Source organism: Pedococcus sp. P2_E2 (assembly GCF_056403955.1).
In genome coordinates, this window is the sequence record NZ_JBFUEM010000003.1 from 1 (window position 1) to 24,712 (window position 24,712).

20 protein-coding genes and 1 tRNA gene are annotated in these 24,712 nt (G+C 71.0%); 8 read left to right on the forward strand and 13 right to left on the reverse strand.

Going from position 1 to position 24,712, the window contains the following annotated elements:
* The 3 genes from AC1DWR_RS08340 to AC1DWR_RS08350 all read right to left on the reverse strand — a co-directional run.
* Positions 1–949, reverse strand: a 949-nt coding sequence (locus tag AC1DWR_RS08340; protein ID WP_477624238.1) for a DUF222 domain-containing protein, incomplete at its 3' end; no start/stop codon positions are given.
* 140 nt (positions 950–1,089) lie between these two features.
* Positions 1,090–1,320 (reverse strand): hypothetical protein, encoded by a 231-nt coding sequence (locus tag AC1DWR_RS08345; protein WP_477614720.1) that lies wholly within the window; start codon positions 1,318–1,320, stop codon positions 1,090–1,092.
* A gap of 52 nt (positions 1,321–1,372) precedes the next feature.
* Positions 1,373–2,239: a Bax inhibitor-1/YccA family protein gene (locus AC1DWR_RS08350; protein WP_477614719.1), complete on the reverse strand. Its 867-nt coding sequence runs from the start codon at positions 2,237–2,239 to the stop codon at positions 1,373–1,375.
* Positions 2,240–2,476: 237 nt separating this feature from the next.
* Here AC1DWR_RS08350 and AC1DWR_RS08355 point away from each other — a divergent pair, with 237 nt between their 5' ends.
* Positions 2,477–3,268, forward strand: a complete 792-nt coding sequence (locus tag AC1DWR_RS08355; protein WP_477614718.1) for a hypothetical protein — start codon at positions 2,477–2,479, stop codon at positions 3,266–3,268.
* Between the two features lie 48 nt (positions 3,269–3,316).
* Here the strand turns inward: AC1DWR_RS08355 and AC1DWR_RS08360 are convergent.
* A tRNA-Leu gene (locus tag AC1DWR_RS08360) sits at positions 3,317–3,391 on the reverse strand.
* Between the two features lie 82 nt (positions 3,392–3,473).
* Between AC1DWR_RS08360 and AC1DWR_RS08365 the strand changes: the two genes are divergently transcribed.
* From AC1DWR_RS08365 to AC1DWR_RS08380, 4 genes are read left to right on the forward strand one after another with little or no spacing between them, the layout of a single operon-like run.
* Positions 3,474–4,268 (forward strand): prolipoprotein diacylglyceryl transferase, encoded by a 795-nt coding sequence (locus AC1DWR_RS08365; protein WP_477614717.1) that lies wholly within the window; start codon positions 3,474–3,476, stop codon positions 4,266–4,268.
* The gene (locus AC1DWR_RS08370; RefSeq protein ID WP_477614716.1) at positions 4,265–5,851 is read left to right on the forward strand and encodes a radical SAM protein; all 1,587 of its coding nucleotides are present in this window, start codon (positions 4,265–4,267) and stop codon (positions 5,849–5,851) included. The genes AC1DWR_RS08365 and AC1DWR_RS08370 overlap by 4 nt, the downstream gene beginning before the upstream one ends.
* On the forward strand, positions 5,848–6,153 hold the full coding sequence (locus tag AC1DWR_RS08375) for a hypothetical protein (protein WP_477614715.1): 306 nt from the start codon (positions 5,848–5,850) through the stop codon (positions 6,151–6,153). The genes AC1DWR_RS08370 and AC1DWR_RS08375 overlap by 4 nt, the downstream gene beginning before the upstream one ends.
* Positions 6,154–6,165: 12 nt before the next feature.
* Positions 6,166–6,639 (forward strand): hypothetical protein, encoded by a 474-nt coding sequence (locus AC1DWR_RS08380; protein WP_477614714.1) that lies wholly within the window; start codon positions 6,166–6,168, stop codon positions 6,637–6,639.
* 78 nt (positions 6,640–6,717) lie between these two features.
* On the opposite strand, the gene AC1DWR_RS08385 is transcribed toward AC1DWR_RS08380, so the two are convergent.
* Positions 6,718–7,587 carry an SDR family NAD(P)-dependent oxidoreductase gene (locus AC1DWR_RS08385; protein ID WP_477614713.1) on the reverse strand — a complete coding sequence of 290 codons (870 nt, stop codon included), beginning with the start codon at positions 7,585–7,587 and terminating at the stop codon, positions 6,718–6,720.
* A complete protein-coding gene (locus tag AC1DWR_RS08390) occupies positions 7,571–9,127 on the reverse strand; it encodes a flavin-containing monooxygenase (protein WP_477614712.1) in 1,557 nt (518 codons plus the stop codon). Before AC1DWR_RS08390 ends, AC1DWR_RS08385 begins: the two co-directional genes overlap by 17 nt.
* Positions 9,128–9,182: 55 nt before the next feature.
* On the opposite strand from AC1DWR_RS08390, the gene AC1DWR_RS08395 reads away from it, so the two are divergent.
* Complete coding sequence (locus AC1DWR_RS08395) at positions 9,183–9,845, forward strand: TetR/AcrR family transcriptional regulator (RefSeq protein ID WP_477614711.1); 663 nt, start codon at positions 9,183–9,185, stop codon at positions 9,843–9,845.
* A 25-nt stretch (positions 9,846–9,870) separates the two neighbouring features.
* Here the strand turns inward: AC1DWR_RS08395 and AC1DWR_RS08400 are convergent, their stop codons facing one another.
* From AC1DWR_RS08400 to AC1DWR_RS08430, 7 genes are all read right to left on the reverse strand, one after another.
* Positions 9,871–10,815, reverse strand: coding sequence for a Ppx/GppA phosphatase family protein (locus tag AC1DWR_RS08400; protein ID WP_477615299.1), 945 nt, complete (start codon positions 10,813–10,815; stop codon positions 9,871–9,873).
* Positions 10,816–10,820: 5 nt separating this feature from the next.
* Entirely contained in the window at positions 10,821–11,360 is a 540-nt protein-coding gene (locus AC1DWR_RS08405) for a DUF501 domain-containing protein (protein WP_477614710.1), read from the reverse strand.
* Positions 11,357–12,025: an FtsB family cell division protein gene (locus AC1DWR_RS08410; protein WP_477614709.1), complete on the reverse strand. Its 669-nt coding sequence runs from the start codon at positions 12,023–12,025 to the stop codon at positions 11,357–11,359. Before AC1DWR_RS08410 ends, AC1DWR_RS08405 begins: the two co-directional genes overlap by 4 nt.
* Positions 12,026–12,071: 46 nt before the next feature.
* Positions 12,072–13,361: a phosphopyruvate hydratase gene (gene eno / locus AC1DWR_RS08415; RefSeq protein WP_477614708.1), complete on the reverse strand. Its 1,290-nt coding sequence runs from the start codon at positions 13,359–13,361 to the stop codon at positions 12,072–12,074.
* A gap of 169 nt (positions 13,362–13,530) precedes the next feature.
* Positions 13,531–14,454, reverse strand: coding sequence for a pseudouridine-5'-phosphate glycosidase (locus AC1DWR_RS08420; RefSeq protein WP_477614707.1), 924 nt, complete (start codon positions 14,452–14,454; stop codon positions 13,531–13,533).
* Positions 14,451–15,602, reverse strand: coding sequence for a PfkB family carbohydrate kinase (locus AC1DWR_RS08425; protein WP_477614706.1), 1,152 nt, complete (start codon positions 15,600–15,602; stop codon positions 14,451–14,453). The genes AC1DWR_RS08420 and AC1DWR_RS08425 overlap by 4 nt, the downstream gene beginning before the upstream one ends.
* A gap of 162 nt (positions 15,603–15,764) precedes the next feature.
* Positions 15,765–16,082: a hypothetical protein gene (locus tag AC1DWR_RS08430; protein WP_477614705.1), complete on the reverse strand. Its 318-nt coding sequence runs from the start codon at positions 16,080–16,082 to the stop codon at positions 15,765–15,767.
* A gap of 152 nt (positions 16,083–16,234) precedes the next feature.
* On the opposite strand from AC1DWR_RS08430, the gene AC1DWR_RS08435 reads away from it, so the two are divergent.
* Positions 16,235–20,413 (forward strand): nSTAND1 domain-containing NTPase, encoded by a 4,179-nt coding sequence (locus AC1DWR_RS08435; protein WP_477624239.1) that lies wholly within the window; start codon positions 16,235–16,237, stop codon positions 20,411–20,413.
* Positions 20,414–20,558: 145 nt separating this feature from the next.
* Positions 20,559–24,710 carry an nSTAND1 domain-containing NTPase gene (locus tag AC1DWR_RS08440; RefSeq protein WP_477624240.1) on the forward strand — a complete coding sequence of 1,384 codons (4,152 nt, stop codon included), beginning with the start codon at positions 20,559–20,561 and terminating at the stop codon, positions 24,708–24,710.
* Positions 24,711–24,712 lie beyond the last annotated feature (2 nt).

A 24,712-nucleotide genomic window follows, 5' to 3' on the forward strand; every position in this document is an offset into this window, starting at 1 on the left:
CGGTGCCCAGCACCACCGGCACGACCCCGGCGTCACACGCGATCCGGCGGACCGTGTCCGGCCCGATCAGGGTGCCCGCCTCCCCCGACCCGAACACGGTCGCGGCATTCGACCGGGCCACCAGGTCCTCCAGCGACACCGTCACGAACAGCTCCGCCTTGGGGGTGGTGGCCACCCCACCGGCCGAGGCCACCCCGCGGCGCAGCACCTCCACCAGGGCGTCCATCCGCCGCTGCCCCGACGGCCGCCGGTCCGGCTCACCCTGCGCCGGCCGGGGCGCCGACAGTCCCTGCACGGCGGCCTCGATGACCGCCTTCGCCTCGGCGTCGACCACCATCGCGTACTCGAACACCCCGGTGCCGTGCCCGGACGGCTGCGACAACGACCGCTGCTCATGCGCCCGGTCCTGCTCACCCTGGAACTCACCCTCGGCCCCGTACTCCGCCACCAGGCGTTCGCGCAGCCCGCGCACATCCTTGGGACGCCCCCACGACGCCACCTCGACCAGCCCGCCCAGCACCGGCCCGTCCGCCCCGGCGGCCAGGCGCGGCGGGAGCCGCTCGAACTCCTCCACCACCACCGCCGCCGTCACCAACGGCACCCGGGCCTCACGCACGGCGGCGGTCAACCCGGCATACCGGTCGTCGTGGGCGGCCTGCGCCACCCGCACCACCCGCGCCGACCCACCCGCCCGCAGGGACGGCGACCGCTCGAGGAGCCAGGCGTGCGCCCCGGTCCGGCCCGACCCGGCCTCACCCCGGTCGACCGCCTCGGCCAGCACCTCCACCCGGGCCGCGTCGGCCCGCACCCCCAGCTGGTCGAGCAGCGACGCGAACCCACCCAGCTCGGCCCCGCCCGCCGCCCACAGCTCACCCTCGACACCGATCAGGGCACGGCACGCCAGCTCCACCGCCGCGCGCCGCTCCTCGAACGACATCCCCCCACCCATGAACCCAACCTAACAACCAGGTCTGACACTCCACCGATCACGAAACCCGTTGCAGCGCAACCAGATACGGCAGCAGATACGGCGCCGTTACGGCACCAGTTGTCCACAGCCGAAGCCCCAAGGCAACCAGGCGTGCCGGGTCAGGCGAGTTCGCGGAGCAGCTCACCGAGGCGCTGGGCCAGAGGGGGCGCCGCCGCCCCGCCCGCCTCGCACGCGTCGTAGACCAGGACGGTCAGCTGGTCCATGACCACCGCTGGTCCGAGGTCCGGAACCGGGCCAGCGGCGCCGGCGAGGTCGGCGAGCAGCACCCGCACCCGCGGCATACCCGACAACGCGCGGTCCAGCGGCAGCTGCTGCCACCGCCGGACCACGCGTTGAAGTTGCGCCGAAACCTCCTGCGGGACAGGTGATTTCGGGGCCACGCTAGTTGCTGCGCAGACGCCCGAGCAGGCGCAGGATCTCGAGGTAGAGCCACACGATCGTCACGATGAGGCCGTGCGCCAGCAGCCACGAGTACTTCTCGGGAGCTCCAGCGGCAATGGCCCGGTCGATCGAGTCGAAGTCGACCGCGAGCATCGCCGCGGCCAGCCCGATGGCGAACAGCGAGATGCCGATGCCCAACGCGCCGGTGCCACCGATCCCGAAGGCGTGGTTGCCGATCCAGGCGTAGGCGAGGTTGATCAGCGAGAAGATCGCGTAGCCGATCACGGCCATGGTGACGATGCGGCGGAACTTCGCGGTGACCTTGATGAGCCCCGTCTTGTAGGCCAGCAGGGTGCCGGCGAAGACGGACAGGGTCGCGATGACCGCCTGGGCCACGATTCCGCGGAAGATGTCGGTCTGCTCGGGCGGGTCGAAGGCCAGGCTGTAGTAGTTGCTGATCGCACCGACGAACAGGCCCTCGACCACGGCGTAGGTGACGATGAGCGGCACGCTGATCGTCTTCTTGAACGCGATGACCAGACCGAGGACGAGCGTCACGGCGATGCCGCCCAGCATGAGGCCGATGCCGTAGCGGGGGGTCAGCTGCCAGCCGACGACAGCCATGACGAGCACGATCGCGAACAGGCCGGTCGTCTTCATGACGACGTCGTCGATGGTGAGGCGCTTGGTCTGGACCGGGCCGGCGGCGGGCTGGTTGTAGAGGTCCTGCAGCTGCTGGCTGGTCATGCCGTCCGTCGCGGCCATGCCGGCCGGAGCCTGCTGGGCGGGTGCTCCACCGCGGCCGAACCCGGCGTAGCCCTGACGGGATTCCTTCTCGATCCGGTCGAACACCGGGTTGCTGGCCATGCGTGTCTCCTTGGAGGCGTAGGGCGGTCCTGCGGTCGGCCGCTCACCCCAGAGTACGTGCGGGGACACCCTGGAAGTTCCCATCCACAGGGTCGAGGCCAGCGCCGTGGTCCCATTTTCGCCATTTGGGTGACCTGTCCACCATTTGGGTGACGTGCCCTGATCCTTCTGAGGGACGTGGTGTGGCCGGGAGAGTGCAAATACTGGATCGTCCCCCTTTGAGAGCAGGTGAGAGCCATGTCCTTCGACGACGAGCCGGCACCGTACACCCCGGGCCGAGTCATCCTCCTGGTCCTCGCCTGCGTTCTCGCGCTGGTCCTGCCCTTGGTCGCGATGCGCCAGGTCTTCGGCGGCGACGACGGAGCCAGCCCTCGCCCCCCGGCTCCCACCACGGGGTATGCCGCGCCCCTCGGGGCCACCACCCCCGCCACCTCCAGCCCGTCGGCTGCCACGCCCAGCCAGACGCCGGCGGCCGTACCGACCGCAGCGGTGGGGCTGGCGGCGGCCGCTGAGACGTGCCGGCTGGCCAACCTGCGCCAACAGGCTCCGCTGAGCGCGGCAGAGGTGTCCCTGGCCCAGTTCGACAAGCACATCGACGCCATGAACCTGCTGGTCGCCGGCAAGATCTCCCTCTCGGTGGCGACGACCTTCTGGGACGAGACCCGCGTCAAGGCGACCCAGAACGCCAAGGCCTTCCGCCAAGCCGACAAGGAGCTCGCAGCGAACGCGGCCGTCTGTCCCGCGCTCGATCCGACCGTTGCCAACGCCGCGCCATATGGGGAGGTCGTCGCGATCAAGAGCTGCGGCAGTGCCATCACGGCCCGCAGCAAGGCACTCGCCAAGGCGCGCTCCGCCGTGTCCACGTGGGAACACCACGTGCACGACATGGAGATGCTGCGCATGGGTCACCTCACTCCTGCCCAGGCGACAGCCGCGTGGCGCAAGAACTGGAAGACCGGCGAGAAGCAGCTCGCCGCTTTTGACAAGGCCGCGGCGCAGGCCACCAAGATCCCGTGCTCCCTGGACTGACGGGGCTGGACTGACGGGGCTGGGCTGACGGGCGCCAGCCGCAGACGGTGCCCCCGACGGGGATCGAACCCGCACCTGTGGCGATTTTAAGTCGCCTGCCTCTGCCAGTTGGGCCACGGGGGCGGGCCAAGTATGCCGCGCGCGCGCCGCCGCCGTTCCGTGGTTCATCCGTGCCACGCTTGGCCCCGACCAGAAGGGGGCGGCCGTGTTTCCGACACTCGGGGACCTGCTCGGGTTCGAGCTCGACGTCGACACGCACGCTGTCTTCGTCGCGCTCGGGGTGCTGACGGCCATGGGCATCTTCGCGCTCGAAGCGCGACGGCGTGGCGCGACGGACGAGCGGCTTCTCGTGGTGGTCACCGGCGGGCTGGTCGGCGGTGCCGTCTTCATGCGCCTCGGCACCTGGCTACAGCACGTCGACCTGCGAGAGAACGCCTCGCTGGCCGAGCAGTGGGCCTACGGCAACCGCAGCATCCTGGGCGGCCTGGTCGGCGCCTGGGCCGGCGTCCACGTCGCCAAGCGCCTGTGCGGCTACCAGCCGCGCACCGGTGACCTGTTCGCCCCCGCCGTGGCCCTGGGGATGGCCGTGGGGCGGGTCGGCTGCCTGCTCACCGAGCTGCCCGGGACTCCGACCGGCACGTCCTGGGGGATCACCCTCGACCACGCCGCGGCGGCGCGCACGGGCGGGCCGGCCGGCATACCCCTGCACCCGTCCTTCGTCTACGAGATCGTCTTCCACGCCGCCGCGTTCGCAGCGATCTGGTGGTGGCTCCGCCACCGGCCGGTGCCGAGCGGCGAGCTGCTGGTCTGGTACGTCGCTGCCTATGGCATCGCCCGCTTCCTGCTCGAGTACGTCCGGGGCAACGAGGTCGTCTGGCTCGGGCTGACCCGACCCCAGCTGTTCCTGGCGGTGACGGTGCCGTTGGTGCTCGCCCGCATCGTGGTGCAGGCGCGTCGTGGCGCCTTCCGGGGCCTGCGGCACGAGACAGTGGTCGCGTGAGCACCCGCACCGGTCCCGGTATGCCGTTGCGTGGCGACCGCATCCACCGTTACGTCAACGCCTTCTGCCCGCTGTGCCACGAGGAGCGACCAGACCGTCCGCTGGCCGAGGTGGTCCGGCTGTCGGGGTGGCTCGTGGAACGGGACGGCCGGATCTGGCTGGAACGCGGCTGCGCCTCGCACGGCCTGGTGCGCACTCTGTACGACGAGTCACCGGAGATCCTGACCTACCTGGAGCAGTGGACCGCGCCGACCAAGGTGCACACGCCGGATGTCGTGGGCAACTTCGCGCCGGTGCCTGCGGCCTATGCCGACGGTTTGCCGGAGATGCAGACCCAACACACCTGCATCCTGCTCGAGGACCTGCTCGACCACTGCAACCTCAAGTGCCCGACCTGCTTCGCCGCGTCGGCGCCAGCCCTGGCCTCGGTGGTGCCGCTGGCCCAGGTGCTGGCCTCGATCGACGCGCGCCTCTCCCGTGAGAACGGTCGAATCGACGTCCTCATGCTCAGCGGGGGCGAACCGACGCTGTACCCCTGGCTGGCCGAGCTGCTCGACGCCGTCGCGGCCCGACCGATCGTGCGAGTGCTGGTCAACACCAACGGCCTGACCATCGCCAGGGACGACGCCATGCTCGACCTGCTGCGGCGCCACCGCGAGCGGGTCGAGGTCTACCTGCAGTACGACGGCGAGTCGGCCCAGGCGTCCACCCACCACCGGGGCGCGGACCTGCGCCGGTTCAAGGAACAGGCGATCGACCGCCTCTCCGGCGCTGGCGTCTTCACCACCCTGACGATGACCGCGGCGCTGGGGGTGAACGACGACGAGATCGGGTTCGTGGTCAAGCGTGCCCTCGACACGCCGCACGTCGGCGGGGTGACGATCCAGCCGGTCTTCGGCTCCGGGCGCAGTGCCGGAATCGACGCGCACGACCGGCTCACGCACACCGGGGTGCTGGCCCGGCTGGAAGGACAGACCGCGGGCGTGGTGACCTGGCGCGACCTGACCGCGCTGCCCTGCTCGCACCCGCACTGCTGCTCGGTGGGCTACCTGTTGCGTGACGACTCGGGCACGTGGCGTTCGCTCGTCTCCCTCGTCGGTCACGAACGCCTCAAGCAGTGGCTCGACCTCGAGCCCGACGTGCTCGCCAACCGGATCGCCGACGACGCGCTGCCGGTCTCCTTGCGGACGGCGGTGAAGCAGTCCCTGCTCGACCTGCTCTCGGAGCAGTCATCGCTGTCCCACCCGTCGATGGCTGACATCTGGCGCGACGTCTGCAGCGGCTGTGACCTCGGGATCGGCACCCTCGCGACGCTGGCTGCGGGACGGCTCCCGGGCCAGCGCGAGAAGCTCCGGGCGCTGCTCGGCGAACGCGTTCTCCGCATCACGGTGAAGCCGTTCATGGACATGAACACGATGATCGAGGAGCGGCTCACCCAGTGCTGCGTCCACGTCGCGACGGTGAGTGACGAGGGCGGGCACCAGTGCGCGCCGTTCTGCGCCGTCCAGGCGTGGCGTCCCCTGTCGCAGCAACGGATCTCGACGGCGGCGGGGCTGCCGATGGCTCAGGGGGCCAGGTCATGACCAGCGGACGTGACCCGCGCCAGGTCTCGCCACCCCACGCCGACCAGTCGGCCGCCGAGCCCGCGCCGCCGTACGACCCGTTGCGGCTGTGTGTCTTCGCGACGGTCGCGCTGCTCGGCTGGGTGCTGGGGCCCGTGGCGCTGCTCGGCTTCGCGGTGCTGGCCATCGTCGGCTATGCCCGCGCCCGGCGCGACGGGCTGCTGCGCTCCAAGTGCAAGCTCGGCGACACCCGCCTTGTCCTGGCCTACCTGGTCTTGCTGGCTGTAGCCGCCTGCACCGGCATCTACCTGTGGATCGTGTGAGAGGGACCGGTCATGTCAGAGCAACCACCAGACAACCCGTACGGACAGCAACCTCCGGCCAACCCGTACGGCCGGCCGCGTGGGGGTGGTCCCGGCGGCCAGCCCGCGGGCCTGCCGCCGCGCCTGCCGCCGGGGCAACCGCCCGCCCGCCCGCCGGGTGAGGCGTGGAAGCCACCGCGCCGCGGCCGGTCCAACGTCTTCAAGTTCTGGATGGGCGTGCTGCTCTGCCTGCCCGTGCTGTTCGTCGCCGGCGCGCTCCAGGCGGTCCCGCGCGCCGTCGGCGATGCCCTGTCGCTGCCCCCGGAGGTGGGTCAGTTCTCCACCCTCGGGCTCGACCTCGGGCTGTTCGCGGCGTTCATCGCCGGCCTGGTGGTGGAGAAGACCCGCTTCATCGTGCTGGGAGTTGTCGCTGGGATCGCGGTGCTGTTCGTGCTCGCCGCCGGGGCCTGCGTCCTGCTGCTCGTCGGTCTCTCGAACGGCAACTGACGCACCTGCACCGGCCAGCCGCGCGCACCCTGCGGCCCGCCGCGTGCGCGTGCCGCGCCGAGCTCCTGCAGGCTGACGTCAGGCGCGCGACGCAGCCTTGTCCGCGGACCGTTCGACCAGCCTCCGGGCGCCGCCTGCCTGTGCCTGGATGAGCGCCCGGGTCAGCCCTGGCACGTAGCGCAGCCCTCGCCAGGTCACGTGGGCCATCGCCCCCACAGGGATGACCGCCTTGTTGGCCGCAAGCCCGTCGACGGCTCGGGTCGCCGTGCGCTCGGCGGTCAGGAACCTGGGCTGGAGCAGGCGGACCCGCGAGCGCACGCTGCTGCCGCCAAAGCTGGCGGGCGCCTCAAAGAGGTCGTCGAGCATCGGGGTGTCGACGAAGCCGGGGCACAGCACGCTCACCCGCACGCCCTGGCTCGCGGCCTCCGCGCGCAGGGCCGTCGACAGGCCGACGACGGCGTGCTTCGTGGTCGTGTAGGGCAGCATCGCCGGCGCCGGGATGAGCCCGGCCAGTGACGCGGTGTTGAGGATGTGTCCGCTCCCCTGCGCACGCATGACCTCGTATGCCGCCGTGACCCCGTTGATCACGCCTCGCAGGTTGACGTCCAGCGCCTTGGTCCAGTGCCGTTCGTCGAGCTCCTCGAGGAGCCCACCGATGGCGACTCCGGCGTTGTTGACCATCACGTCGAGCCGTCCGTGGTCCGTGACCACCTGCTGCACGAGTGCCCTGACGGCCGCCCCGTCGACGACGTCGAGCGTGGCAGCACTGGCTCGGGCGCCGAGCTCGGTCGCGGTGCGGGCGGCTGCCTCGCCGTTGACGTCGGCGATGACCACGTGACTGCCCCTGGCGATCAGCTCGGCCGCGATGGCTCGGCCGATCCCCGAGGCCCCACCCGTGACGATGGAGACCTTCGGCTCGAAGGTGTGGCGCTCAGATCGCTTGTGCATCAATGGAATCCCTTGACTGTTCGGCGGGTGGCCGCTCGGAGGACTGCTGTTCGGCGGGCGGCTCTTCGGAGCGTGGCGGCGCGGAGGGACGCTCGCCTACTCGGGCGAAGTGAGAACCATCGACGGAGCGGGTGCGCCACCAGTAGCCGACGGTGGTCCCAGGCCACAGGCTGGTGTTGTTGCCGAACCGGTCGAGGTACCAGCTGCGGCACCCTGTCGCCCACACCGTGTGCCGGGACCGGGACAGCATCTCGCGGGTGAAGGCATCCTGCGCCTGTTGGGTCGTGACGCGCGCACCACGACGCCCCTGCTCGATCGCCTTCAGGACGTAGCCGGTCGCGAACTCGATCATCGTCACGACGCTGTTGTGGCCCAACCCGGTGTTGGGCCCGAGCAGGAGGTAGAGCTCGGGGAAACCGGCGACGGTGATGCCGAGGTGGGTGTGCATCCCCCCGCTCCACGCCTCGCTCAGCGTGCGACCGTCCAACCCCCGGATGTCGATGCGGTCCGTGCTGCCGCTCACGTCGAAGCCAGTGCCCAGGACCAGGACATCCACCTCGTGACGACCCTCGGAGGTGACCACGGCACGCGGCTCGACGCGCGTGATCGCCTGGGTGACGAGGCTGACGTCGTCGCGGGCGAAGGTCGGCCAGTAGTCGTTGGACAGCAGGATCCGTTTGCAGCCGATCGTGTAGTCGGGGGTCAGCCGCGCCCGGGTCGCCGGGTCAGGCACCGCACGGGCGAGCTCGCGCAGCGCCAGGCGCTGGACGAGCCTGGCCAGGCCCGGCAGCCGCACGAACATCGGCGCCCGCGCCTCCAGCGCCCAGTAGGTGCGCCAGCGCACCAGTCGTTGCACCGCGGGCCAGCGGGCGAACAACCGCTGGCGTCGAGGGCTCCACTCCTGGTCGTGCTTGGTCAGCGTCCAGGCGGCCGTGCGCTGGAAGACGGTGGTGTGTGCGGCGCGCGGCGCCACCTCGGGGATCAGCTGCACGGCGCTCGCACCGGTGCCGACGACAGCCACCCGCTTGCCATCCAGCTCGGCCTGCGCCGGCCACTGCGCCGTGTGCATGACCTCGCCCTCGAAGGCGTCGAGCCCCTCGATGTCGGGCAGCCTGGGCTCGTGCAGGGCACCGACCCCGAGGACCAGCGCGTCGCACGTCCACTGCCTTCCGTCGGCAGCGGTGAGCCTCCACCGCCTCGCGTCCTCGTCGAACTCGGCCGCCCGCAGGTCGGCACCGAACTCGATCCGGTCGCGGACGGCATACCGATCGGCGACGTCGCGCAGGTAGCCCCAGATCTCCGGCGCGGTCGCGAAGTCCCTGGACCACGAAGGGAACTGGGCGAACGAGAAGGAGTAGAGCCGCGAGGGGACGTCGCAGGCACACCCGGGATAGCGGTTGTCGCGCCAGGTGCCGCCGACGTCGTCCGCCTTCTCGAGGACGACGTAGTCGTGGTCGGCGCGCTGAGCCAGCCGGATCGCCATACCGAGCCCGGAGAAGCCGGTCCCTATGATGGCCACTCGGTGGTGAGGGGTCGCCATGCGGCCAACTTACCATCAGTAAGTTTGAGCCCTCCCGGGGTACAGTTCGCGAGTGATGAAGACCTCGGCCGCCCCCCGGGCACCGCGCGTGCGGATGCCCCGCGCCCAGCGCGAGGAGCAGATCCTTCGGGTCGCCGAGGAGGTCTTCGCCGAGCGCGGTTTCCAGGCAACCACCATGGAGGACATCGCGGAGCGCGTCGGCGTCACCAAGCCGCTGATCTACGAGTACTTCGGCTCCAAGGAGGGCCTGCTCTCGGCGTGCATCACCAATGCCAGGACCCAGCTGCGGGTGGCCACCGAGGCGGCCTGGCTGGGGGTCGGTGACGAGGCGCCCCTCGAGGTGGTGTTGCGGGCGGGAGTCGCCGCCTTCTTCGCGTTCATCGACGAGCACGCCACGGCCTTCGTCCTCATCCAGCAGGAGGGCGTGGTGGCCACGCAGGCCAGCCCGCTCATCGAGAGCATCCGCGAACAGCAGTCGGCCGCGACCATGGCCACCTTCCGCGCCGCACCCGCCCTGGCCGGCGTCCCCGACCACCTGCTCGAGGGCTACGTCGAGGTGATCATCGGTGCGTGCGAACGGGTGGCCGTGTGGCGCATCCGCCGCCCCGACGTGTCCGCGCAGGACGCCACCGAGATCGTCGTGTCGACGGTCTGGAGCGGCCTCTCCGACTTGTTGCCGGCAGGTCGTCAAAAGAGGCCCGAAACCCCCGCCCCGTGACCACGAGGACGCAACAAGTCGAGGTTCACTCTGCGACGGAGAGGGCGATCCCGTCGAGGATGTCGTGCTCGGAGGTGATGACGCGCTCCAGGCCGAGGCCGGCCAACCTGCCCACCACCTCGTGCCAGATCAGCGCCCCGGCACCGATGACGTCGACGCGTCCGGGGTGCATGAAGCCCAGGGCCGCCCGCTCCGCGCGCGTCATGTGCAGGAGCGACTCGCAGGCGGCGAGTACCTCGGTGGACGTCAGCTCGCTGAGGTGGATCCGCTCGGGGTCGTAGGTCTCGAGTCCCAGGGCATGGGCCGTGATGGTGGTGACGGTCCCGGCCAGACCGACCAGCGCGCTCACCCCGCTGAACTCGACACGTTCGGCTGCCAGGTCGATCGCGGCGTTGATGTCGCTGACGGCTGCGGCGATCTCGGCATCCGTGGGTGGGTCGGACCGCAGATGCCGCTCGGTCATCCGGACGCACCCGATGTCGACCGAGCGCGCGGCCTCGACAGCGTCCGCGCCGCGGACGAACTCGGTGGAGCCACCTCCGAGGTCCACCACGAGATAGGGACCGGGTATGCCGTGTGCCCGCAGCTCGCCCGTCGATCCCCTGAACGACAGGGCGGCCTCCTCGTCACCGGAGATGACCTCGGGCGCGATTCCGTAGTGGGAGAAGGACTCTCGGACACCGGCAACGAACTCGGCGGCGTTGGACGCATCCCGGGACGCGGACGTGGCCACGAAGCGGACCCGCTCCGCGCCCAGCTCGCGGCACTGAGCGGCATACTCGCCGGCCATCGCCAAGGTGCGCTCCATGGCGACCGGGTCGATGCGCCCGGTGCGGTCCACGCCATAGCCGAGGCGCACCACCTCCATGCGGCGCAGCACGTCGACGAGGGATCCGGTCTCGGGGTCGACGTCGGCGACGAGCAGCCTGATCGAGTTCGTGCCGCAGTCGATCGCCCCGACCCGGGTCACCGCACTCACGCCCCGTCCGCGGGAAGAGCACCGCGCACAGCGGCGAGCTCCTCGTCGGGCACGCACGAGCCGGTCGCCCACCAGTCGTCGAGCATCGCGAGGGCTTCGTCGCCGAGCAGGTTCACGCCCGGCCCGACCGCGAGGGAGTGCGCGATGAGGACGTGCAGGCACTTGACCCTGGTCGGCATGCCGCCCGCCGAGATCCCCTCGATCTCGGCGACCTGTCCGAGCTCGGAGCGCCGCGCGAGGTAGTCGTCGTGGGCTGCGTCATAGGCGGCGGCCAGGTCGGCGTCCTCGGCGAGCCGGTCGGTCATCTCCTTCATGACCCCGACGGACTCGAGGGTCGAGATGGCTCCGGTCAGCTTGGGGCAGGTGGCGTAGAAGGTCGTCGGGAACGGGGTGCCATCCGGCAGGCGCGGCTCGGTCTTGAGGACGTCGGGTGCGCCGCAGGGACAGCGGTGCGCGACGGCCGCGACGCCTCGCGGCACCCTGCCGAGCTGGGCCTGCACGGCAGCCAGGTCAGCCCGGGTCGGCTGGTCGCTCACTTGGCCGAGCTGGTCGAGCTGGTCGTGCCGTTCGCGCCTGCGCCCGACGACGCTCCGGGCCCGGCGGTGCCGTTCGCGGCCGGGCCGGCGTCGGCGACCTGGACGGACTCCCACAGCCGGCCGTACCAGGGGTTGTCGTTCGAAGCCGCCGAGGCCTTCGCGACCCCCGGCAGCGCCTTGGTCGAGGGCTTGCCGTCGATCACGGTGTAGGACTTCTCACCGACCTTGACGAACTTCAGCCGCTCCCGCGCCTGCTGCATGACGTACTCGTCGTCGTTCCAGCGGGCCTGTTCCTTCTGCAGGTCGCTGACCCCCTGGCGCTGCTCGGTGACCTGTCCGCGAAGGGCGTCGATCTCGCCCTGCTGCCGCAGGTAGGAGCGCAGTGTCGGGACGAGGGTCACGGCGAGGAGGACGAAGATCGACGCGAGCACGACCACTCGCAGGACGCCCCGCGAGCTGCGTCGCTCGGGAGACACCGGGGCCCCTGCGACCTTGCGCGCAGCCCCCGAGGCGGTGGCCCGTGACCGGCCCGGTCCGGCGCCCGGTCGGGCCGAGGTGGACCGTGGCGCACCCTGACGGGCGGCCCGGGGCGACCCGGCGCGCGCCGGGGCAGGCCGGCGGACGGGCTTGCCCAGCCCGCTCGTGCCGTGTCCCGAGTCAGCCATCGTGAGTTCCCCTGGTGTCTTGTCTGGTGTGCCTGCCAGCCGGCCGTCAGGCCTGGGCCACGAACCTCGGGAAGGCGCCGGCACCGGCATACACCGCGGCGTCGTCGAGCTCCTCCTCGATGCGCAGCAGCTGGTTGTACTTGGCGACCCGCTCTGACCGGGCCGGCGCGCCGGTCTTGATCTGGCCACAGTTGGTGGCAACCGCGAGGTCGGCGATGGTGACGTCCTCGGTCTCGCCCGAGCGGTGGCTCATCATGCAGCGGTAGCCGTTGCGGTGGGCCAGGTCGACGGCGTCGAGGGTCTCGGTGAGCGAGCCGATCTGGTTGACCTTGACCAGCAGGGCGTTGGCCGTGCCCGACTCGATGCCACGCTGCAGGCGCACCGGGTTGGTCACGAACAGGTCGTCGCCGACGAGCTGGACGCGGTCGCCGAGGCGGTCGGTCATGGCCTTCCAGCCGTCCCAGTCGTCCTCGTCGAGCGGGTCCTCGATGGACACCAGGGGGTAGGAGTCGACCAGGCCGGCGTAGTAGTCGACCATCTCGGCAGAAGACTTCGCGGCACCCTCGAACTGGTAGGTGCCGTCCTCGTTGTGGAACTCGCTCGCCGCGACGTCGAGGGCGAGGGCGATCTGGGTGCCCGCCTCGTAGCCCGCCTTCTCGATCGCCTCGAGGATGAGGTCGAGGGCGGCCCTGTTGGAGTCGAGGTTGGGCGCGAAGCCACCCTCGTCGCCCAGGCCCGTGGCCAGGCCGCGCTCCTTGAGCACGCCCTTGAGCGAGTGGTAGACCTCAGCACCCCAGCGCAGCGCCTCACGGAACGACTCGGCGCCGATCGGGGCGATCATGAACTCCTGGACGTCGACGTTGGAGTCGGCGTGGCTGCCACCGTTGAGGATGTTCATCATCGGGACGGGCAGGACGTGCGCGTTCGGGCCACCGAGGTAGCGGAACAGCGGGAGCCCGGCGGACTCGGCGGCGGCCTTGGCCACGGCGAGCGACACCCCGAGGATGGCGTTGGCGCCGAGCTTGCCCTTGTTGTCGGTGCCGTCGAGACCGAGCATGACGCCGTCGATGAGCCGCTGCTCGCTGGCCTCGTAGCCGACGAGCTTGGGGTTGATGTCGTCGAGCACGGCATCGACGGCCTTCTGGACCCCCTTGCCCAGGTAGCGGTTCTTGTCGCCGTCACGACGCTCGACGGCCTCGAACGCGCCAGTCGAGGCGCCCGACGGAACAGCCGCGCGTGCGAGGGTGCCGTCGTCGAGGGCCACCTCGACCTCGACCGTGGGGTTGCCGCGGGAGTCGAGGATCTCGCGGGCGCCTACTGCGTCAATCGTGGCCACAGACTTCTCCATCGTGGTGCCGGATGAGTACCCGATGAGGCTACCCGCCCCCGGCCCACCCATCGACGACCGACCCGCACCGTGGACGCACGCCGTGGAGCCGGCCCCACGGCATACCTCCGGCTTGTCCCACCTATGTCGGGTGATGTGGTGGGGTGAGGGGGGTGGGTCAGGCGAGGCGCTGGTATGCCGCCGCGAGCGCGGCTCCCAGCCGGGCGTTGTTCCGCACCAGCGCGATGTTGGTCTCCAGGCTGGCACCACCCGACAGCTCGACGATGCGGCCGAGGAGGAACGGGGTGATGTCCTTGCCGTGGATGCCGCGCTCGTCGCACTCCGCGAGCGCCTGGTCGATGAGCACACCGATCTCGGCAGCCGGGATCTCGTCCTCGGCGGGGACCGGGTTGGTGACGGCGATTCCTCCGGCGAGGCCGAGCGACCACTTGGCCTGCATCATCGCCGCGAGGTCCTGCGCCGAGTCGACCCGCATCGGGGCAGCGTGGCCGCTCTCGCGCGAGTAGAAGGAGGGGAACTCGTCGGAGCCGACGACGACGACCGGCACACCCAGCGTCTCGAGCGACTCGAGGGTCAGGCCGATGTCGAGGATCGACTTCACGCCCGCGCTGACCACCGCGACGTCGGTCTGGCCGAGCTCCGTGAGGTCGGCCGAGATGTCGAAGCTCGTCGCGGCTCCGCGGTGCACTCCCCCGAGGCCGCCTGTCACGAAGACGCGGATGCCCGCGAGGGCGGCAAGCCGCATCGTGCTGGCCACCGTGGTGGCGCCGTGGGCCTTGCGGGCCACGACATAGGGAAGGTCGCGGATGCTCACCTTGGCGACATCGGGGTGGGTGGCGAGGGTCTCGAGCTCGTCGCGCGTCAGGCCGATGCGCGGTATGCCGTCGAGGACCGCGATCGTCGCCGGCACCGCTCCGCCGTCGCGGATGATCTGCTCGACCTCGAGGGCCATCTCCACGTTGCGGGGGTAGGGCATGCCGTGGCTGATGATCGTGCTCTCGAGCGCGACGACCGGCCGGCCGTTCGCGAGGGCCTCGGCCACCTCGGTGGTGAGCTGGAGCGAGGGGTGGGGGGCGTTCATCGGTTCTCCTTGGACTTGCGGCGCAGCGCCTTTCTGAGCTCTGCGTCGATGAGGCGGGCGGTGAGGTCGGGACGGACGGTCTCGGGGCTGGCAACGGTGAGCGCGGCCGCCATCTGCCCGAACCGGGCCGCGTCGGCTGGCGCGTCACCCCGCATCAGGGCGTGCACGAAGGCCGCTGTCATCGAGTCGCCCGCGCCGGTGACATCCACGGGCTTCACGGGCGGCGCGGGAAGGGTGACGACGGTCGCGCGTCCGGTGTCACCCAGGCTGCTGAGCAGGCTGCCGCGTACGCCGCGGCGCACCCAGACGTTGGTGACGCCGACGTCGTGGAGCCGTCGTGCAGCACGCGTGATGTCGGCGCGGGTCTGCGGCACGGCCTCCCCCACGATGGCGGACAGCTCGTCGAGGTTGGGCGTCAGCGCCAGCAGGGGGCGCTGCGGCGACAGCAGGTGCGCCAGCGGCCGGGCCTTGGCCACGCTGACGGGGTCCATCACCACCGGGACCTTCACCGCCGCAGCGAAGTCGAGCAGCCAGGCGGCGGGCGCCTCCGGGATGTTGCCGTCCAGCACCAGGAGGTCGGCATGGCTGAGCAGGTCGCGCGAGCGCATCAGCTGACGGACGGTCAACCGGTCGGTGGCCCTCATGTTCGACACCGCGACCACCAGCTCGCCAGAGGCGTCGAGCACGGCGAGGTAGCTGCCGGTGGGGTCGTCCGAGGCGATCATGTGGTCGACGACCACGCCWGCGGCACGGGTGGCCGCGACGATCTCGTCGCCGAAGGCGTCGTGGCCGACCGGGGCCACGAGGTGCGTCGGGCTGCCCAGCCGGGCGAGGTTCTCCGCGATGTTGCGCCCCACGCCCCCGGGGGTGCTGATGGCCGCTCCGGGGTTGGAGGTGCGCAGCTCGATGGCGTGGCTGGAGTGGGCCTTGATGTCCATGTTGGCGCCGCCCACCACCACCACGGAGTGTGCCTCCGGGCGAACCACGTAACCCCGCCCGAGGATGGCTCCCTTGCGGGTGAGGTTGGACAGGTGCACGGAGACGGCTGCCTTCGTCGAACCCGTCCGCTCCGCGATGGCTGCCGCGTCCAGGAGGGGCTCAGCCCGCAGCAGGTCGACGATGTCCCGTTCGCGTTCGGTAAGGGTCATGCTTGGAATATTAAAGCATCCTTGGTTCTCCAAGCAAATGTCTCCCAGCACGTGGTAGGAAAGCAGACCTCTCGAAAGCAGTTGGTCCACCACCAGGTGGGCCGACACGCAGGTGGCCCGGCATCTCAAGGATGCCGGGCCACAGGGACCTCTGGTGGCGACTCAGGCGGGGTGTGCCAGGTGACCGTGACTGCGCCGCGAGAACGCGGCGGCACCGGCACCGGCCAGGGCAAGACCGGCAAGCAGGCCGGCGCCCAGCTGCAGGTACTCGACGGTGCCGCCGTCGCCTCGGGTCGGCCCGGAGCTGGTGTCCACGAGGGTGGTACCCCCCTCGTAGCAGGAGGTGGAGCAGTACTGCTCTGTCGGATCGCCGTTTCCGGGGACCTCGCGGGCGCTGGCCGGACCGGCCATCGAGAGGGCGATGAGTCCGGTGGCTCCGAGGATGGAGGCCGACCGGCGAATGCTGGTGGTGTGCGACATGGTCCTGATCCTTTGCTTGAGCTGGTGCTTCGTTGCCGGACGGGTTGTCCACGACCTTTGTCGCATCGACCGGTACCGAGGCAGCGCCGACCGGGTATCAGCCGGGTATCGGGACCGTTGACGGGGTACCAGTGGAGGGTCACATTCAAGGTGTGCGCATCGCGGTGCTCGGCCCCCTCGAGGTCGACGAAGGACGGATCCTGCTGGCCCCCCGGGACCAGGTGGTCCTCGAGGCCCTGGCCGCCCGCCCCGGTGAGACCGTGCGGGCCGAAGCCCTTGCGGACGCCCTGTGGGGCGAACACCTCCCGCCCTCGTGGCCCAAGGTGGTCCAGGGGTGCGTCTCCCGCCTGCGCAAGGCGCTCGGGTCCCCGGCGATCACGACGTCCGGCGCGGGCTACCGGCTGGTCCTGCACCGGGACGACTTCGACCACCTCTGCTTCGAGGACCTGCTGCTGCGCGCCGGCCAGCTGCTCGCCACCGGCGAGCCGGAGCGTGCGCGGTACGCCAGCGGGCAGGCGCTCGGCCTGTGGCGAGGAGACCCACTGGAACGGCTCACCGAGTGGGAGTCGGGCCGGATCGAGTCGGAGCGGCTCGGCGAGCGCCGCCGCGACGGGGAGGACCTCTATGCCGAGTCCGCGATCCGGGCCGGGCGCCACCAGGAGGTGCTCGCTGAGCTGCACCGCATGGTCGCCCAGCAGCCCACCCGCGAACGTCGGTGGGGGCTGCTCGCCCTCGCGCAGTACCAGGCGGGCCGACAGGCGGAGGCCCTCGGCACCCTGCAACGCGCCCGCGCCACCCTCGTCAACGAGTTCGGCCTCGACCCGGGACCACAGCTCGCCGAGCTCGAGAAGGCGATCCTGCGTCAGGACCCGGCGCTCGTTGCAGCCGATGCCGTACCAGCGACAGCCGCGGTCTGTCCCTACCTCGGACTGGTCGCCTACGACGTCGGTGACGCCCCGGCATACTTCGGCCGCGAAGCGGATGTGGTGGCCTGTCTGCAACGGCTCGACGAGGTGGGCGTCCTGGCCGTGGTGGGGCCATCCGGATGTGGCAAGTCGTCCCTGATCCGGGCCGGCGTGGCCTCGGCCCTGGTACGCGACGGCCACGCCCTCACGATCGTCACGCCCGGAGCCCACCCCGAGGAGGTCCTGGCCCTGGCACCGCCCGGGGCAGGCGCCGTGTTCGTCGTCGACCAGTGCGAGGAGGCCCTGGCCCTGGACGAGACGGCCGCCGAGCGGGAGGCCTTCTTCGCCGGGCTGGTCGCCTTCTCCGGACAGGGGCGACTCGTCATCTCCCTGCGCGCCGACCGTCTCGGCGAGCTCGCCGCCCACCCCGAGTTCGCCCACCTCGCGGAGAAGGGGCTCTACCTGCTCGGCGGCATGGGCCCGGCCGCGCTGCGGAGCGCCATCGAGGGCCCCGCGGCGCAGGCGGGGCTGAGGCTGGAGCCGGGGCTGGTCGACCTGCTGGTGCGCGAGGCCGAGGGTTCGCCCGGGGCCCTGCCGCTGCTCTCGCACGTGCTGCGCCAGACGTGGCGGCGCCGCGAGGGCGACACCCTGACCGTGCAGGGGTATGCCGCGACCGGAGGTGTGCGCGAAGCCGTCGCCCAGTCCGCCGAGCGGCTCTACCGCGACCTGACCCCGACCCAGCAGGGCATGCTCCGCGACCTCATGGTGCGGCTGGTCTCGTCGGACGACGCCGGTGAACCGGTCCGCACCCGGGTTTCGCGACGGATCGCGGCCTCGGACGACGAGCACACCGCGGTGGTCGAGGCGCTGGTAGGAGCTCGGCTGCTGAGCAGCGACGGCGACACCGTGGAAATCGCCCACGAGTCCTTGGCCGTCGCGTGGCCGCGGCTGCGATCGTGGCTGGACGACGACGTCGACGGACTGCGGATCATGCGCCACCTCACCGTCGCCGCCGAGAGCTGGGACGAGCTCGGGCGACCCGACAGCGAGCTCTACCGCGGGGTCCGGCAGGCCCGGGCCGCCGAGTGGCGACGAGGCCACGACCCGGAGCTGACTCCCGCGGAGCGAGCCTTCCTCGACGCCTCGGCCGAGCTGGCCGAGACCGAACAGCGCGCCACGGAGGAACAGGTCCGCCGGGAACGCCGCTCCAACCAGCGGCTTCGCGCCGGCCTCGCAGCGGTCGCCGTGCTGCTCGCGGTGGCGATCGTCGCGGGCGCGCTGGCGAAGACCGCCGCAGACAAGGCCGACCAAGAGAGTGTGCGAGCCGAGCAGCAGTCGCGGGTGGCAGACGCGCGGCGCCTGGGCTCCGAGGCGTTGCGAAACTCCGCACCAGACCTCGCTCTGCTGCTCGCGGTGGCCGGGGCCCGACTCCATGACTCCCCCGACACACGGAGCAACCTCGCCGCCGTCCTCGAGCGCGCGCCCGAGCTGATCGGCGTCAGCAAGGTTCTCCACCCGATTGCCCTGACGGTGCGACCCGACGGACGAGCCGTGGCCGTCACGGGCTGGGACATCGGAGTGACCCTTGTGAGCACCGAGACCCGCAAGGAAGTGGCACGCAACCACGACATTCCCCTCTATGGCGTGCGTTTCAACCCGAACGGCACCCAGCTCGCCGCTGCGGTCAACGTGAGCATGCCGAGTGGTGAACGCCGAGTCGACCCCCTACCCCTCCGGATGCTCGACCCCCGGACCGCGGCCCTGGCCCCCACGCAGCTGGGCGGCATGCCCAAGGGACGAGTGGTGCATGAGCAGCTCGCCTTCAGCAACAGCGGCCACTGGCTCGTGGCCGGCTTCATCCACCCGACCCAGCTGGACGAAGAGACGTCGCTCAGGGTGTGGGACACCCACAATCTCGCGCATGCGGCGGCGGCGTTCACCGTCCCGTTCATCGTCGGCCGCCTCACTGTCAGCGACGACGGCACGAGGGTCTACGCCTCGGCGGGCGACCGGGTCCTCGCCCTCGACGTGGCCGCGGGTCGCGAGATCAGATCTGCGCCGGGCGACGGGGACGTCGCCCTCAGCCCCGACGGTTCGACCCTGGCGGTGGTCCGGGGAAGCCAGATCGCGTTGCTCGACCCGACACGGCTGACGCTGAAGTCGGTGATCGAGGAGGAAGCCGGCATCGGCGAGCTCGCGTTCTCACCGACGGGCGACCAGCTCGGCTACGAGGTCGGCGACGACACCCTGGTCGTGCGATCACTCGCAAACCCCGACGCGCCCGGCGTGCGTCTCAGCCCGAAGAGAGGCCCGGGCGGGATCGGCTTCAGCCCCGACGGGCGGACGCTGTACAGCAGGGGCGATGACCGGCTGCTGATGTGGGACCTCGTGGGCGACCGCCGCTTCGTGCGCTCCGTCCTCGTCGAACCGCAGCGGCACTCGGACAGAGTCGGCACCATGGTCTCGCCCGACGGGCGGACCGTGGCAAACCTTATCGGCGGTGAACCGGAGTCGTTCGCCGTCCAGTTCCTCGACGTCAAGTCCGGCACCCGGACCCCGCTGTCCGCCTTCCGAGAGAGCAGCACCTACACCGCCGAGCTCTCCTGGCGGCCGGACAGCCGGGTGCTCGCCAGCGTCCAGAACGACCAGTGGGTCGACCTGTGGGACGCAGTCACCGGGCGGGCTGCGGGCCAGCACCGCGTGCCCGACCGCTACGGAGTCGTCGAGTCGGTGAAGTTCAGCGGCGACGGCACCCGACTGGTGGTGGGAACACACCACGGCTGGGTCTACACCGTCGACGCCAGCACCCTGGAGATCGTCGGCAAGCCTGTGCAGGTGAAGGCTGACGTTCCCGTGCGTGGCATCGCCGCGAACGCCGAGGGCGCTCGGGCGCTCGTGTGGATCGACCGCAAGCTCCGGCTGCTGGACCTCCTGCAGGGGCGAGTGCTCGAGATCGCCGATCCTGGCCTTGACGTCCATGAATGGGAATGGGTCCCCGACGGCAAGACCGTCGTCGTGGTCGGCAGCGACCCGTCCCGGGACGGCCAGGGCACGGTTGCCTTCCTGGATCCGAAGAGCCTCTCGACGAGGTCCAGGACAACGGGACCCAATATTGCCGCCGGGGGGGCCATCCAGTTCTCCCCCGATGGAGAGCGGTTCACGACGTCCGGGTCAGGCCGGGTGGGGCTCTGGGACGTGCGGACGCGTGACTCCCTCGGTTTCGTGCCCACCGAGGGTGAAAACCACGCAGGGTTCGCCCACGGGACCTCCGAGATACTCATCGCCTCGGTGGACGGGGAGGTCTCGATCTGGGACCCGCGGCCCGAGGCAGCACGAGAGGCGGCGTGCCGCATTGCCGGGCGGGACCTGACAGACCAGGAGCGGCGCAGCTACCTCCCAGGCCGCGAACGCGTGAAGGTCTGTTGACCCGCTTCTGACGCAGGGCCGGGGCGATGAGCGACGTTCGCCCGACTCCCGCCCGGCTCAGCGGTTTCGGCGCCCCGAGCCTGGCGGTATCACGGCGGTAACGCGGCGGTTGACGGCGGACCAGCATGGGTCGACCGTCAGGGGTATGGGTATCGGCGTCCTCGGCCCACTGGAGCTCGACGGAGCGGAGTCCGCTCTCGGGCTGCGAGACCGCGTCGTGCTGCAGGCACTCGCTGTGCGCCACGGACTGCCGGTCAGCGCCGACACCCTCGCCGAGGCGCTGTGGGGCGAGAGCCCTCCGAGCTCCTGGACCAAGATCGTCCAGGGATGCGTCGTCCGACTGCGCAAGGCACTGGGCGCTGACACCATCGAGACCTCGACCCAGGGCTACCGGCTCCAGGTCCACCGTGACCACCTCGACCACGTCCGCTTCGAACACCTCCTGGACCGCGGCCGTCAGCTGACGGGCGCCCGCGAACCCGACCGCGCGGCATACCTATTGCGTGAGGCGCTCGAGCTCTGGCGAGGCGAGCCCTTCGCCGAGCTGGTCGAGTGGGCGCCGGGTCGGGCGGAAGCCGAGCGGCTCGTCGAGCTGCGGCACGACGCCGAGGACCTGCTCACCGAAGCCCAGCTGCTTGCCGGGAGGCACGGCGACGTCCTGGGTGAGCTGCACCGCATGGTCACCCAGCAACCCACCCGTGAGCGGCGGTGGGGCCTCCTCGCCCTCGCGCAGTACCAAGCCGGCCGCCAGGCGGAGGCCCTTGCGACGCTCCAACGCGCCCGCGCCACCCTCGTCAACGAGTTCGGACTCGACCCGGGACCACAGCTCGCCGAGCTCGAGAAGGCGATCCTGCGCCAGGACCCCGCACTGGTCACCCAGGGCGCCGCACCCGTGACGGAGGCGGTCTGTCCCTACCTCGGACTGGTCGCCTACGACGTCGATGACGCCCCGGCATACTTCGGCCGCGAGGCGGACGTGGTGGCCTGTCTGCAACGGCTCGACGCGGTCGGCGTCCTGGCCGTCGTGGGGCCGTCCGGATGTGGCAAGTCCTCGCTGATCCGGGCAGGGGTGGCCGCGGCGCTGGTGCGCGACGGCCACAACCTGAAGATCGTCACGCCCGGAGCCCACCCGGAGGAGGTGCTGGCCCAGGCGCCCTCGCGGCCCGGCGCGGTGTTCGTGGTCGACCAGTGCGAGGAAGCCCTGAGCCTGCCGGAGGCCTCCCCGGAGCGCGAAGCGTTCTTCGCGGGACTGGTCCAGTTCGCTGCCCGTGGTCGGCTCGTCCTCTCGCTGCGCGCGGACCGGCTCGGGGAGCTCGCTGTGCATCCCGAGTTCGCGCACCTGGCGGAGAAGGGGCTCTACCTGTTGGGCGGCATGGGAGCTGTCGAGCTGCGCAGCGCGATCGAGGGTCCTGCCGCGCAGGCGGGGCTGAGGCTGGAGCCGGGGCTGGTGGACCTGCTGGTGCGCGAGGTCGAGGGGTCGCCGGGGGCACTGCCCCTCCTGTCTCACGTGTTGCGCCAGACGTGGCGGCGCCGCGAGGGCGACACCCTGACCGTGCAGGGGTATGCCGCGACCGGAGGTGTGCGCGAAGCCGTCGCCCAGTCCGCCGAACGGCTCTACCGCGAGCTGTCCGTGAGTCAGCAGGGCATGCTCCGCGACCTGATGGTGCGGCTGGTCTCGTCGGACGATGCCGGTGAACCCGTGCGCACCCGGGTTTCGCGACGGATCGCGGCCTCGGACGAGGAGCACACCGCGGTGGTGGAGGCCCTGGTGGGCGCTCGACTGCTCAGCAGCGACGGCGACACCGTCGAGATCGCCCACGAGTCCTTGGCCGTCGCGTGGCCGCGGCTGCGGTCGTGGCTGGACGACGACGTCGACGGACTGCGGATCATGCGCCACCTCACCGTGGCCGCCGAGAGCTGGGACCAGTTGGCACGACCTGACAGCGAGCTCTACCGCGGGGTCCGGCAGGCCCGCGCAGCGGAATGGCGACGAGGCCACGACCCGGAGCTGACGCCTCCGGAGCGGGCCTTCCTCGACGCCTCGGCCGAGCTGGCCGAGACCGAGCAGCGCGCCACGGAGGAACAGGTCCGCCGGGAACGCCGCTCCAACCAGCGGCTCCGTGCCGGCCTCGCAGCAGTCGCGGCACTGCTCGCGGTGGCGATCGTCGCCGGCGCACTGGCCAAGACCGCCGCAGACCGGGCCGACCAGCAGTCGACCGTGGCCGACGCACGACGTCTCGGCGCCGAGGCGATCCGTGCGCCCAACATGGACGTGGCGCTGCTCCTGGCGGTCGCCGCGACCCGGCTCGACGACTCCCCCGACACGCGAACCAACCTCAGCGCCGTGCTGGACCGCTCGCCCGACCTCACCGGCACGGCGGGGGTGCTCTCGCCGAATGCGGTATCGGTGCGGCCGGACGGGCGGACCGTGGCAGTCGGCGGAAACACCACCGGAGTCACCGTCTTCGACGCCGTCACTCGAGCCGAGGTCGCTCGCAACCACGACCTGCCCGCCCGGGCGGTCCGCTTCAACCCCGACGGCTCCCAGCTGGTGGCCTCGGTCAACCCCTGGACGAAAACAGGGGAGCGTAGCGTCGACCCGGTCCCCCTGCGGATGCTCGACCCCGAGACGGCCGCGCTGTCCGACACCCAGCTGGGCGGCATGCCCATCGGACGGGTGGTCCACGGCAGCTTCGGCTTCAGTCACAACGGTCGCTGGCTGGCAGCAGGGTTCATCCACCCGGTTGAGACGGACGAGGACACCTGGTTCCGGGTGTGGGATACCCGGGCCCTCGATCGCCCGGTGGCGGCCTTCACTGCCCACCTGCTGACCCAGGCCGGACTCGCCGTGAGCGACGACGGCAGGCGCCTGTTCTCGAACGCCTATGACAACAGCATCCATGCGTTCGACGTGAAGACCGGCCGGGAGTTCGGCGCCATGTCAGCCAACGGCGCGTTCGCCCTCAGCCCCGATGGCTCGACTCTCGCCGTGGCCCGTGACAACCAGCTGGCCCTGCTCGACCCCAAGTCGCTGAAGGTGCGGTCCGCGATCGACGAGGGTGGCGAGGTGGACAGCGTCGTGTACTCGCCCAAGGGGGACCTGCTCAGCTACATGGTCGGCGAGACTCTCGTGGTGTCACCGGTAGGCATTGCTGGAGGAACGCACGTCCGGTGGGATGGGGTAGGGGGCTCTGCGGAGTTCAGCCCGGACGGACGGACCATCTGGACCACGCGGGGCGAGCTGCTGATGGCCTACGACCTCGTGGGCGATCGCCGCTTCGTGCGCTCTGTGTCCGTCCAACCGCATCCCGCCTCGGCACGGCTCGAGTACCCGGCGGTGTCTCCCGACGGGCAGAAGGTTGGGTACCTCGTCTCCGACGGCGAGGAGTCGTTCGGCGTGCAGTTCCTCGACGTGTTGTCGGGGACCTGGACTCCGCCATCGGCGTTGAGACCGAGCAATGCGTACTTCTCCGACCTCGCGTGGCGGACGGACAGCGCGGTCTTGGCCAGCGACTGGAACGACAAGTGGGTCGACCTGTGGGACGGGGTCACCGGGAAGGCTGCGGGGAGGCACCGGGTGCCCGACCGCTTCGGAGTCGCCGACTCGGTCAGGATCAGCGGAGACGGCACACGACTCGTGGTGGGAACGCACAAGGGCTGGGCGTACTCCGCCGACGCCACCACGCTGCAGATCCTCGGCAAGCCCGTTCAGGTGAAGGCCGACCTGCCCACCTATGGCCTCGCCACGAACCGTGACGGCACGCAGGCGCTGGTGCGGGTCGACAACGAGGTGCGGTTGTTGGACCTCATGCAGGGGCGGGTGACCAAGACTGCGGAGCTCGACTTCTTCCCCGAGTTCTGGGCGTGGACGCCCGATCAGACGGACATCGTCGTCGTCGGGAGCCTCCAGTCCATGGGCGGCGGTGCCATCGTGCTCCTGGGCCCGAGCGACCTGTCCATCAGGGTCAAGAAGTCCGGGCCGAACCTGATCTGGGGCGGGATCCATTTCTCACCAGAGGGAGATCGGTTCATGACCACCGGGCTGGACCGCGCCGGCCTCTGGGACGTGGCGACGGCGAGCCTGTTGGGCTCGGTCGGTATCGAGGGCACCAGCTACGCAGGGTTTGCCCACGGCACCTCGGAGGTGCTCATCGCCTCGCCGGACGGAAAGGTCTCCCTCTGGGACCCACGGCCCGAGACCGCGGTCAAGGCCGCCTGCCGGATCGCGGGACGCGACCTGACCGACGAGGAATGGCGCACCTACCTGCCCGACCGCGAACGCGTGAAGGTCTGCTGAGA